The organism is Quyinboa ferrireducens (assembly GCF_042436675.1).
Taxonomy (GTDB): Bacteria; Bacteroidota; Bacteroidia; order Bacteroidales; family UBA5342; genus JBHJHP01.
The window spans coordinates 68,273-81,124 of record NZ_JBHMVA010000006.1; the positions used below are offsets into that span (position 1 = coordinate 68,273).

Below are 12,852 nucleotides of genomic sequence, written 5' to 3' on the forward strand. Positions count from 1 at the left end.
AATAATTTTAATTACAACAAACCTAAAACGTATAACAAATGCCTGGCACATACTCAAAAATTTACGTGCAATATGTATTTGCAGTATCGGGAAGAGAAAACCTTCTCCACAAGAAATGGAGAGAAGAATTATTTAAATACATTGCAGGAATCATTAAAGGGAAAAACCAAAAACCAATCATAGTCAACGGCTATTTGGATCATGTTCATGCATTTGTTGGACTACAACCATCAATGCCAATATCTGACTTGGTAAGGGATATCAAAAACAATTCATCTAATTTTATTAATAACCAGAGGTATGTCCCGGGAAGGTTTAGATGGCAGGAGGGATATGGTGTTTTCTCTTATTCCCATTCGCAAATTGAAAATGTTTATAATTATATCGAAAATCAGGAAGAACATCACAAGACCAGGACTTTCAGAGAGGAATACATAGAATTTCTAAAAGAATATGGAATTGAGTTTAATGAAAAGTATCTATTCAATTGGTTAGAATAATACCTCCCGTTCCGGGTTTACGATAAAGCATTTAGGACGTCTTTTATTACAATAATAGCATCCCTTCGGGATTAAAAAACACCAGCAGATGATCTAAGCTACTAAACCCGAAGGGTTGATATTTTTATAGCTGTAATCATGTCCGGATGAAAGAAAATCCTGAAAGGATGACAGAGTAAACTCTAAGTATTCCTGTAAAAGTGAAACACACATACATAATGCAAACTTTTCCGGGTTTATGATTCAACATCTTGACCTTATTTATTACAATAATAGCATCCCTTCGGGATTAAAAAACACCAGCAGATGATCTAAGCTACGAAACCCGAAGGGTTGATATTTTTGTAACTGTTCTCATACATTGATGAAAAAAAATCCTGAAAGGATGACATAGTAAACTCTAACTATTCCTGCAAAACTGGAACATACATTTATAATGCAAACCGCTGGCTTTGGGTTAATATTTCACATGCATTTTATATTAATACTATCCCTTTGGGATTACTATTGATAATATTATTCAACAATACCCCAATTCTTATTTGGAATACTATCCAGGTAAATCTCCAGGTGACCACCTTCCCGGAATAACTTATGCGGGAACCTGAAATTGTTCCATTCCTTTCCATTGAGTCTGGCTGACTGAATGTAGATATTATCGGTAGCGTTATTATGTGTAATTATTTCAAACTTATCTCCAGGATAATAATCCCGATTCAACATAATTTCAACTTTATCGAATATTGGAGATGTAATCTCATATTCGGAATCAACTGAAGCTCCGCCGTCTGTCTGAAACAAACCGATGGCCATCAGTACACCCAGTGCTCCCATCTGTCCCTGATCCTCATCCCCATTGTACCCGCCATGCGGAGTTACATCACCAAATGTCTCACTTTTAACCGCTCTCACCCATTTCTGGGTCAGCCATGGTGCCCTGCAATAACTAAACAGATGCGCCATCTGACAGGAAGGTTGATTTTCATAATCCACCCAACTCTGAGCATGTTTACCATGAGGTGCCACAAATCTGTTTGGCTGGGCCTTTTCAAACGAACTTTCAAGAAAATATCTGTAGCTTTTGTCCCCACCAAACAGATTGATTAAACCAGCCATATCATGCGGTACAAAATTTGTGTATATGGCTGCATTGCTTTCGCAAAATCCCACTGTATTAAACCCTTCACCAACCGGTTTAAAATTCTCTGTCCAGTCACCACCCAAAGTTTTAGGATGGATTAGCATATCTTTTTTATTCCAAAGATTTCTGTAATTCAGTGATCGGTTTTTAAAATACACTTCATCCGAATCCTTCCCAAGCGATTTGGCCAACTGCGACAGGCACCAGTCCTGGTACGCATACTCCAGTGTCATTGATGCGCCATCCTGATGATAACCGGTTGTTTCAATACCTTCCGGCACATATCCCCTTTCAATATAGTAGTCCATTCCACCACCTGTTGGGTCTGGACCTGACTCATAACCCGCCCTGTCGCGAATTCCTCCCGGGAATGCATTCTTACGCAATCCCTCATAGGCCAGTTTCACGTCATAATTCCGAATACCTTTATTATAGGCTGTTGCAAAAAAAGAAGTTGCCGGGGCACCAATCATTACATAGGTATAGTTTCCTCCGGATGGGCCACGGGGAATCATCCCTCCATCCTTATACATATTCACCATAGAATTGCAGAATCCATCCATTATTTTCGGATATGCCATGGACCACAGGATATTCAGGTTCCACTGGCTGCCCCACAATGCATCAAAGTTATACTGTGGGAATAAAGGCTGATTGTTTTCATCCAGTCGGACTTGTTTTATTTGCGGTATATCACCAGTCATATCACAGTACTGTCCGTTCACATCGCTTACAATCCGACGTCCCAGAAGTGCATGCCACAAGTCGGTATAAAATTTTATGCGCTGATCCTCAGAGCCACCCTCCACACTTATTCCGGACAACATGTTATTCCATTCAATGCGAGCTGCTTTTGCTGTAGCGTCAAAATCCCAGCCAGGCAGTTCCTCCCGCATATTGTTGCGCGCATTTTCTATACTTGTATAGGATATGGCTACCTTCATCAATACAGGTTTCCCATCTGCCTTTATCCTTACGAATGCGCCAATGCTTTTACCGCGTATTTCCTTTTCAATGTTCAGCAAACTACTATCCCTCCATCCACCAAATCCTATTACAGGATGATCCAGTTTAGCCACAAAATACACATATGTTGGTTTTTTACGGCGAACGGTGCCGCTCATCACAGAGAATCCCTCAAGCTCATGTGGGTTTATCAGTTTTACATAAGAAGAGTCCACTCCTCCATGTGCAAGAAAAGCTCCTGTGTAAAAACTGATATAAGCACTATCTGTGTCAGGGAAGGTATAGCGGTGAAAACCGACTCGCGTGGTTGATGTCAGTTCAGCTTTTATGTTATACCTGTCCAGTACCAGCTTATGGTATCCCGGTTGTGCTATTTCGGTATCGTGTGAAAATGGTGATTTTGTAGCCTCCAAGCCCATATTTCCCTCAAATATTCCTGTGGTCGGCATGACCGGTATGCCAGCCATCTGCCAGGCATGTATATGACTAAAGCACCTAACATACAACGAATCATACAAATACCCACTCTGCCAACTCCCTTTCGTCCATGTATCCGGGCTCAGATTCACCATACCAAATGGCATACTTGCTGATGAAAAGTAAAACCAACGGCTTTTGTGGGTATCAATAAAAGGATTGACATAATCGACGGGTTGTTTTTTAGTGCAACCGGTTACAGTAAGTAATCCTATAAATAAAACCAGAATGTTGTTATATCTGACTTTTAGTTTGATCATACCAAAATGAAAGCGTTGTCAGAATTAAGTTATGCCAAGAATATTATGCAGGTTATTTATTCCATTATCACGCATTAAAAGCATCCTCACCCCAAACGGTAATGGATAATTTGGTTTCTGGTGACCAGCCTGAAAACCAAATACAACCGGAATATCTGAATCTTTTGTTATATCCAGAATAATCTGATGTATGTCTTTTCCAAAAGGTGGATCAGAGTCTTTCATATTGGTAAAAGCACCGACAAGTAATGCATTGATACGGTTAAATATGCCTCCCAGTCTAAGATTCTGCAACAAACGATCTGCATGATACAGGTTTTCGTTCAGATCCTCCAAAAACAGGATTTTCCCATCGTAAAAAGGTTCATAAAGCGTACCTCTTAAACCAGCCATAACAGACAGGTTTCCTCCCACCAGTTCGCCGCTTACCGTAAATTCGTTATGCGTTGATTCACCCTTCCAGGAATATTCGATACTGCCCTCAAAAAGTAACTGCCTCAGGTATTCCAGTGATTTATCCTCTCTATCCGTAATCAGCGCTTCAAAATTTTTTGGCATAGGCCCGTGAATGGTTGCAATACCACTCCGGTTCAGCATGCTATGCAAAACCGAAATATCACTGAAACCAACCACCCATTTCGGGAAATCACTGATCTCTGAAATCGAAACCCGATCAATATACTGTACTGCTCCGTAACCACCACGCGCACAAAAAACAGCTTTAACGTCCGGATCATCCATGGCTGATTGCAGATCGTTTATACGTTCATCTACTGTGCCGGAGTAAATATGATGTGATCCTGCAGCGTGTTTTCCTGTTCTTACCTCCAATCCCCATTCCGTTAAAAACGATTCGGCTAATTCCAGAATATCTTTTTCAATTCGTCCTGAAGGCGATACCAGGGCTACGGCATCACCTTTTTTAAGTCTGTCAGGGATAATCATTGTATTGTTTTTATTAGTCTGAATATGCGTTCTCCCAGACTTTCGAGGAGTTCCGGCGCCCGCCTGATCGAGTCTTCCACACTTCCCCGTCCATCGCTAATTGTAAAGATACCACCAAATCCAAACGAAAACAAATCCCTGTAGCCATCTCCCAGCTGACCTGCGATGGCAATAACCGGTTTAGTGTATTTTTGAGCCAGCTTTGTAACGCCATATGGTGTCTTCCCGTTTTTTGTCTGTCCGTCCAGTCTTCCTTCTCCGGTGATCACAAAATCAGCCTGTGCAATTTTCTCTTCCAGCTTAACAGCATTACTGACCAGATCGAAACCGGGAACCAGCTCTGCACCTGCAAACAGGTATAAGCCTGCACCAATACCTCCTGCTGCACCACCGCCTTCGATATGCAAAACATCTGTATCTAAATCGTTTTTTACGATGCCGGCAAAATGAGCCAGGTTAGCATCCAGTTGCTGAACCATTTCGGGTGTTGCTCCCTTTTGAGGACCGAAAACCGCTGATGCACCATTTATCCCTGTCAGTGTATTGGTCACATCGCAAGCCACACTTACCTTTACATTTTTCAATCGCTGATCCAAACCGGATATATCAATCCTATGCAATTTGGCAAGTTCGCCTCCCCCCTGAGGAAGTTCAACACCTTCCTGATCGAGAAATTTTGCGCCTAATGCTTTTGCCATTCCTGTTCCGGCATCGTTGGTTGCACTTCCGCCAATGCCCAGTATCATTTCCTTACATCCTTTATCCAAAGCCGCTTTCATCAGCTCACCGGTTCCGAATGTGGTGGTAAGCATCGGGTTGCGCTCGTTTGCGGTCAACCGTTCAATACCCGAAGCCATAGCCATTTCAACTACCGCCAGTTTGCGCTCTTCGTGCCAACCTATAGCTGCCATAACCGGGCGCATCAACGGATCGTGAACCTTAACAGGGATTTTCTCTGCGCCCAGAGACAGGCACATGGCATCCAGCGTTCCCTCGCCACCATCGGCAATCGGAATTTCATGAATAAGCGCATCGGGATAAACCTTCCGGATCCCGTCAGCAACACGTTCTGCCACGCCAGCTGATGATAAACAATCTTTAAAGGAATCGATAGCAATAACGATGTTCATGTTTATTCGTTTTATACCAGCCAAACCGTCTGGTAAGGTTTTAGTACAATCTCCTGTGATCCTATGGTCTGGCGGCTCAGCAGATCGTACTTATAATGCTGAATATCTTTTACAGAGACTATTCTGCGTTCTCCGGGTGTAATGTTTGAAATGCACAAAATATGTTGTTCTGTTTCTATGTTGGAACGAATGAAGGCGAAAAATGACATACCGATATCAAGGATTTCCTGTCCTGCATCCGGATGGAAAGCAGTCTGTTCTTTTCTGAGTTTAATAAAATGCTGTAACGATCCAAAAACACCAGCCTGATATGATCTGCCTGAAATCAATGATTCAATTTCATATAACCAATATTTTCTGCGGTTAATGGCCCGGTTTTTAATCTGCATGGCGGCCGCATTGTAGTCGTTCGGTGTTCCAAACATGGAGTGAATATAAAAAGCCGGCACACCTTTCAGGCTCATCATAATCAGCTGAGAACAGAGGAAACGGTCCACCTGGAAATTATCCGGTTTATTGCCGATACCCTTCATGGCATCAAAATAAGTAATGTTGATCTCATATGGCTCTTCAGTTCCATCCGATCGTCTTCTGTTAGAGATCAGCGCACCAAAATTGATCATATTATCTACCATGCCATTGATCTCCGCACGGCTCACCAGACCTTCCAGCGGACGAACACCGATGCCGTCGTGTGATGCGGTAAAGTTGAACCATGTGCGGTTTTCACCCGGATCTGACAATGATGAGGCCCAACGGGTTAGCGCACCTGCATTGCCCATGTTCATGGTAAACAACAGTAGTGGCGGTAGCGGAAACTGATAGACCATGTGTGCTTCATCACCTCGCCCAAAGTAGCTTATATTTTCCAGATGCGGCACATTAGTCTCCGTGATCAGGATCACATCCGGTGCACAGTAATCGATAACCAGACGCAGTAACTTAATAATCTCATGCGTTTCAAATAAATGCACACACGGCGTTCCACTGGATTTCCAGATAAACGCAATGGCATCAAGCCGGATCACTCTGGCACCGTTTTTAATGTACCAAAGCACAATTTTTACAACTTCCAGCAACAACATCGGATTATGATAATTCAAATCCACCTGATCTGCGCTGAAGGTCGTCCAGGCTCTTTTTACACCGTTTACCGACTGGTAGTTTGTAACAAGAGGAGTACTTCTGGGTCTTACAACAAGCCGGCTGTTAAAATCCTCCTCCGGCACAAAAAAATAATCTTTTCCCGGTGCCTCTCCCATCAGAAATTGCCTGAACCAATCACTCTGACTGCTGGCATGGTTGACCACCAGATCAGCCATGAGTCTGAAATCGTTACTAATTTTTTGTATGTCTGACCAGTCACCAAGCTCAGGGTTCACTTTGTAGAAATCCTTTACTGCAAACCCATCGTCGCTGCTGTAAGGAAAAAAAGGTAAGATATGAACCGTAGAAAATATATTTTTAAAATGCCTGACAAGAAAATAATGCAGGGTTTTAAGCGGTATCTCTTCTTCCTTCAGAAACGTATCACCATAGGTTATCAGAAAAATGTCCTTTTCATTCCACAACTCACTCCGTTCCCTGCTTATCCGGGTCTGATCAATGAGATCCTTAAATAATTTAAAATAATTGTCGTCCACAGCCGCCCCGTACACTGCGTACAGATGCGCCTTCATCTCCTCCATCAACATATTATTTCTCTTAAGCGTTATCTTCCTCTACCGCATCGTAAAACATATCTGAAAATTCCGGTATCGCACTGATTACCCGCTTCCATGAAGGGATATAAGGAACCAGATCAGGATAATCAAGAAATTCAATACCGGCTCGGTAAATATTTTGTGCAAACAGGTCAACCGTCTGTTCTTCAGCGTCACGATCGATGGACAATCCGTTAATGACCGCATCGGCGGTATAACGTTCTACAAAATCGATGGCGATACGTGTATAGGTCGCTTTTATGGAACGGAACGTCCCTTTAGTGAAAATGCGGCCGTTAATAGCCATTTTCACGAACAGATTACGTGCAATATCAAAACTCATTTTTGAAAGACCACTGTTCGGGTTATCCTGTGATACAGGCTGATGTTTGTGATCATATGAGTCTGCAATCTCAACCTGGCAGATCCTGTTAAATGAGTTATTGCGCTGAACCTCTGATAAAATACCAACTTCCAGTCCCCAGTCGAACGGAATACGAACCGTTTTCATCACGTCTGCACGCATGGAGAATTCACCTGAAAGAATGTAACGAAAACTATCCATAAATTCCAGATACTCATCATCGGGAAAGAACTTTTTCAGGGTCCGGATCAGTGGCGTAACCAGTAAACGCGTAGCCCTGCCGTTTATCTTTTCGTCATCGGCTCTGAAGTAATATCCCTTACAGAATTTATAGTTGAATGTCGGATCAGCCACCGGATAATACAAACGGGCCACCATATCACGGCTGTAGGTAATAATGTCGGCATCGTGCAGTGCCACCGCCTCGGATTTTCCGGAAGCAATCATGTATCCGAAACAGAACCACACATTTTGACCTTTACCAGCATCGCCATAATGAATTTTTTTACTGATCAGCATTTTACGCAATTCCTGCAACCTCGGACCATGATTCCATAGAATACGGTGATGCTGAGGCAGTACGCTGAAATATTCTTTAGCATGTTCAAACTGCTTTTGGTCTGCAGCATCCAAACCAATCACAATTTCCGAGATATACGGTATATCTTTCAGTGTATCCACTATCTTAGCCAGTGCAGGTTTTTCCAGTTCCGAATAAAGAGCCGGAATAATCAGGCCCATGGGACGGCGTTTCGCAAATTTCACCAGTCGTTTTTCCAGTTCTTCAACCGGTGTTTTTCTGAAATTGTGCAGGGTTGTTACATAACCGTCCTGATAAAAATCGCCCATAACGTAAAATTTTAAATTATTTCGAGTAATTGAGTTAACGATGTGATAATATGATCCGGTTTGGTCAGTGATGCCTGGGGATGATCTTCACGCAAACGGTAAGCCCGTTGATCGCCTGCATAAAACACAGTTTTAAACCCCACCTCGTTGGCCGGCCAGATATCCTTCAACATGTCGTTGCCCACATATAATATTTCTTCAGGTTTGATACCCTGTTCTTCCATTCCGAGGAAAAGTGCTTTATATATGGCTGTATCAGGTTTTCCTTTCAGAAGCTTATACGAAAACACCGATAATCCCTCATCAAACTTATCGAGAAAAGGCTTCCCTTCTATCTTGTGGTATAAAAAATAATTCATGATGACCGGAGTATAAAACTGCGCATTGGAAACGATTCCCATTTTGTAGCCTTTGTTCCGTATCCCTTCCAGGGCTTCTTTTAAGCCGGGCATTGGCCATACTTTATTGCTTTTCAATTCGAACACAAATATAAACGTGCGCAAATCGTAGGTATCATTAAGTTTTATAAGGCCAATCTGATCCGCATCAGCGAGTACATCCGTCCACACTTTTTCAATATCAACCTCAGGGAAAGGAATACCTTTTTTACGGCTTCTCTCTTTGTGAACCTTAACCATGAGTTCGTAAATATCGTGCATGTAGATCAGTGCCTCATCCTCGTTGGCAGTGATCTCAATTCCTGCTGCAATACAGGCGTCCTTATACATATCTGCTGAGTATTCAGACTGCATCACATCACCGGATGCAGAGATAATCAGGGTCCCGTAAATATCAAATACCACGGCCTTAATTCCCTCCTCTTTTGAATAGGACGGCACAGCACCGGTAGGACGTAGTTCAAGCGGTTCAATACGTTCCAGCCAGGATTCAATCTTCCCCAAATACGGTTCTGTCATGTTTATGCTCTTAAAAATTATGTTTTCCAATAAAGAAACAAGCTAAAAATAACAAATGTTCTCCAATTGGCAAAACTAACTTTTCAATATGACAGAATTATTTATGTTTTACTTCAATTATGTTAATATTATTGCGACTTTATTTTTAAGAAGTTAGTTATTCCTGTTTAGTACGGTATTTCTGTTCATAAAAGAATTTGTACTGCTGATATTTCCCGTTTGAAAAATTCCAGCGGATACTTTCAGGAAAACCATTTGAATTCGGAATAAACATTATTTCAGCATCGGGACCTTTTTCGTTTTTGAAAATTCCGGTTTTCAACCGTCCGGCTTCATCAACCTTAAAGATTACATTGCCCGTTAACCAGCCATCAAAATTTCTCAAATAAGCTTTGGTCAGCATACCATCAGAATCATACAGGTAAGCTTCATATGCTATAAGGGAATCTCTGTCATAACAATTCCGCATTATCAGATGATTATCTTCATCATATTCGTAAGTGAACCTTGAGATCTTTCCCGTTGCATACTCCCGGGTAGATGCAACCAGTTTTTTGTCAGCATCATATGTGTAATTTGTGATCGTTTTAAGGCCATCGCTTCGCGTAAATACCTTTTCCTCCAGCAATCCATCGCTGTAAAAATATTCGGATGGTCCTCCGGTTTCGTTGTTATACGTATAGTCCTCCCTTATTATTTTATCTGGTGATCCGGATAAAAACGGACTAGCATAATAATATACAGGGAGGTTCTTATTTTCGTAACTGTACGTAAATGTCTGACTCCATTTCCCGTTAAAATCCCAAATCTCGCAGATCAGATTTCCTGCTTTATCGTAAGAATAGCTTATCGTCCCAATCTCTTCATCACCACGGGATATATTGGCTTTTTGTCGCTTGCCATTTACATAAATATAGGTAACATCACATTTTAGCCAGCCCTTATAATTTTCAAAAGCAGCTCTCTTCAATATCAAACCATCATACGTGTATTCTGCTGATCCGGTTTTCCCATCAGATCGTGAGAATATCTCAAACATCTTATTCCCGGACGCATCGTAAGAGAATTTTTCAAATGAGGTAAGATTATCGGAAAAATCCCTGAACGCAGAAACAAGGTTCTCTTTGTTATCGTACTCATAATAATTTACAGAATAACGCGAACTGTCATCCAGCGTCCAGAAAGCCTTATAGATAGTACCCTTATGGTTGTAAAGAAATACAGTATGAGCAAATTCACCTGAACTGTTTTCGTAGTTCTGACGAATAATACGGTAACCCGACGCTGCATTGCCAAACGGCTGAGCGATTAAAACGGCATGCAAAAACAAAAATGCAATTGAAGGAATAATAGCTTTCATAATTATGTTTTAAATTCATACGTTGACACAAAATCAGATCATATTCTTTTAAAACATTGAATGGGAAGGATGATAACAAAGATAATAAATTATTGGCGTCGAAACGTATGCCCGAAAGTAAGGTATAAAGAAAAGGACTAAAATATAACAGGAGTATATTTGCAGAAAAGAATTTTTTATACTTTTGGCCTCTTCAGAATCTTAAATTCTGAAAAGGTGTTTTTACGAACGCAAGTCGTTCAGAAATTGCTTTTGCCACCTTAGCTCAGTCGGTAGAGCAACGCATTCGTAACGCGTAGGTCGTGGGTTCGATTCCCATGGGTGGCTCATTATTCGTGAGGGTGCAGCTTCTGGCTGTGCCTTTTTTTTGTATTTTAAACTCACCCGGGTTGATATTATCTGACTTAACTGGTCTTTTATTTGACTCACCCCATACTCCAGTTCCATTCCGTTCTTTTCAAGACAACCCTCTCTTTCACTACACTACATTTCGTGACAAAGAGGGCCGGATCATATATATAAACCGATAAAATCCCTATTATAAAAACCCGTCCAAAGCACCCTCCATGGAACCGATTGAAAATCGGGTTTAGGGAGGGCAGTTACTCCGGAACTTGCAGGTTTGAAAGAAACCCGGGAGGGTCATGAATTTTGACTCAAGTCAAATGATATCAATCGTCTTCATTATTCAAAATTTCACGAATCCTTTTGACTAGACGCTCTATATCCTCAACTTCATCATTTTTGAACCTGATAATTTTATAACCTCTTTTTTGCAATTCAAAATCCCTTAATACATCCCAGTCTTTTTGTGTCTCATGTATTCCACCATCAAGTTCAATAACAAGTTTTTTAACAGCACAATAAAAATCAACCACAAAGAATTTTACAGGTGTAGCTGATGCATCATAAACTACCGGATGTTGCCTAAGAAATTTTACTCCCAGTTTTTTATTTCTGAGCTCATTCCAAAGAATTCTTTCTGATGGAGTCATGTTTTTTCGTAATTCACGGGCAACCTGTATAGGTGTAAGTCTTTTTTCCATAGGGTTTTATTTCAAATTTAAGAAAAACTGATTTATTTAACTCACCCCAGATCACAGTTCCTGCCCGTTCTTTTCAAGACAACCCTCTCTATCACTGCACTGCATTCCGTGACAAAGAGGGACAGTTCAGACATGTACACCGATTAATCCCAATTACAAAAACCTGTTCAAAGCACCCTCCATGCCCCGACCGTAGCGTCGGGATAGGGAGAGCAGTATATCAGTAGCTTGCAAGTTTGAAAGAAGCAAGGGTGGGTTATTAAAGTTTGACTCACCCCAGATTACAGTTCCTGCTCGTTCCTTTCAAGACAACCCTCTCTTTCACTGCGTGACAAAGAGGGCCAGTTCAGACATGTAAACCGATTAATCCCAGTTACAAAAACCTGTTCAAAGCACCCTCCATGTCCCGACCGTAGCGTCGGGATAGGGAGGGCCGTAAATCAGTAGCTTGCAGGTTTACCAAAAGCCAGGGTGGGTCATGAAGCCGGGTGGGTCACAATATAAATTCCGTATAAATAACACCTCCCCGGATTTTATTACCCGCTTTTTCTTACTTTAGCATGTTGTTTGATCAGTGAGACTATAATTACAGGAACTATTCAACTGTAATTATTCAGACGAACTGATCCCGACCGTAGCGTCGGGATAATTAAACCTTTAATTTTACCTGTATGAAAAAGCAATTCTTATTTATCCTGGTATTATCAGGTCTCTTTCTTTCATCTGTATGGTTAAATGCACAAACAAAACCTTCACGCAGTAATATGACATTATATTATGAATTGTGGGGCAATGGACTGACCAGTACCATTAATATGGACCTGCTGTTCCGGATGGATCACGACCTTGTTATTGTGCCCCGTATAGGTATTGGCACCAAAGATAATTTTCTGGGCAGGGGCTATACTATTATATCTGTGCCTATGGAATTTACAGCCATGATGAACCTGTATAAAACCCGGCATTTTCTGGAAGTAGGGCCCGGTCTTACCCTGGCAAATATGGATGGTACAAACGTTGGATTTATGACAGTTCGTGCAGGATACCGGTATCAACCCGAGAGAAGCTGGTTTGTATTTCGTGCCGGTATCATTCCGATGCTGGACTTCTATTCCAGTCGTCCCGATATAATAAATCCACATCATTCATGGAACCTGATGGCCGGACTAAGTGTAGGTGTAGCACTATGAAAAC

At 41.5% G+C, this 12,852-nt stretch carries 10 protein-coding genes and 1 tRNA gene; 3 read left to right on the forward strand and 8 right to left on the reverse strand.

What is annotated here, in order from left to right; all coding sequences use genetic code 11:
- Nucleotides 1-38 precede the first annotated feature (38 nt).
- Entirely contained in the window at nucleotides 39-500 is a 462-nt protein-coding gene (tnpA, locus tag ACE01N_RS10735) for an IS200/IS605 family transposase (protein ID WP_380588333.1), read from the forward strand.
- 516 nt (nucleotides 501-1,016) lie between these two features.
- On the opposite strand, the gene ACE01N_RS10740 is transcribed toward tnpA, so the two are convergent.
- The 7 genes from ACE01N_RS10740 to ACE01N_RS10770 all read right to left on the reverse strand — a co-directional run bounded on the left by ACE01N_RS10740 (nucleotide 1,017) and on the right by ACE01N_RS10770 (nucleotide 10,612).
- The gene (locus ACE01N_RS10740; RefSeq protein WP_380588336.1) at nucleotides 1,017-3,344 is read right to left on the reverse strand and encodes a GH92 family glycosyl hydrolase; all 2,328 of its coding nucleotides are present in this window, start codon (nucleotides 3,342-3,344) and stop codon (nucleotides 1,017-1,019) included.
- Nucleotides 3,345-3,368: 24 nt separating this feature from the next.
- On the reverse strand, nucleotides 3,369-4,289 hold the full coding sequence (locus tag ACE01N_RS10745) for a S66 peptidase family protein (protein WP_380588339.1): 921 nt from the start codon (nucleotides 4,287-4,289) through the stop codon (nucleotides 3,369-3,371).
- Nucleotides 4,286-5,419: a glycerate kinase gene (locus ACE01N_RS10750; protein ID WP_380588342.1), complete on the reverse strand. Its 1,134-nt coding sequence runs from the start codon at nucleotides 5,417-5,419 to the stop codon at nucleotides 4,286-4,288. Before ACE01N_RS10750 ends, ACE01N_RS10745 begins: the two co-directional genes overlap by 4 nt.
- 11 nt (nucleotides 5,420-5,430) lie before the next feature.
- A complete protein-coding gene (locus ACE01N_RS10755; protein WP_380588345.1) occupies nucleotides 5,431-7,107 on the reverse strand; it encodes a sugar phosphorylase in 1,677 nt (558 codons plus the stop codon).
- Nucleotides 7,108-7,123: 16 nt separating this feature from the next.
- Entirely contained in the window at nucleotides 7,124-8,335 is a 1,212-nt protein-coding gene (locus ACE01N_RS10760) for a glycosyltransferase family protein (RefSeq protein ID WP_380588348.1), read from the reverse strand.
- A gap of 11 nt (nucleotides 8,336-8,346) precedes the next feature.
- Entirely contained in the window at nucleotides 8,347-9,252 is a 906-nt protein-coding gene (locus ACE01N_RS10765) for an HAD family hydrolase (protein ID WP_380588350.1), read from the reverse strand.
- 157 nt (nucleotides 9,253-9,409) lie between these two features.
- The gene (locus tag ACE01N_RS10770) at nucleotides 9,410-10,612 is read right to left on the reverse strand and encodes an RHS repeat domain-containing protein (RefSeq protein WP_380588353.1); all 1,203 of its coding nucleotides are present in this window, start codon (nucleotides 10,610-10,612) and stop codon (nucleotides 9,410-9,412) included.
- Between the two features lie 254 nt (nucleotides 10,613-10,866).
- Here ACE01N_RS10770 and ACE01N_RS10775 point away from each other — a divergent pair.
- A tRNA-Thr gene (locus ACE01N_RS10775) sits at nucleotides 10,867-10,939 on the forward strand.
- Between the two features lie 344 nt (nucleotides 10,940-11,283).
- Here ACE01N_RS10775 and ACE01N_RS10780 read toward each other — a convergent pair.
- Nucleotides 11,284-11,658 carry an endonuclease domain-containing protein gene (locus ACE01N_RS10780; RefSeq protein ID WP_380588356.1) on the reverse strand — a complete coding sequence of 125 codons (375 nt, stop codon included), beginning with the start codon at nucleotides 11,656-11,658 and terminating at the stop codon, nucleotides 11,284-11,286.
- A 671-nt stretch (nucleotides 11,659-12,329) separates the two neighbouring features.
- Between ACE01N_RS10780 and ACE01N_RS10785 the strand changes: the two genes are divergently transcribed.
- Entirely contained in the window at nucleotides 12,330-12,848 is a 519-nt protein-coding gene (locus ACE01N_RS10785; protein WP_380588359.1) for a hypothetical protein, read from the forward strand.
- The last annotated feature ends 4 nt before the right edge of the window (nucleotides 12,849-12,852 follow it).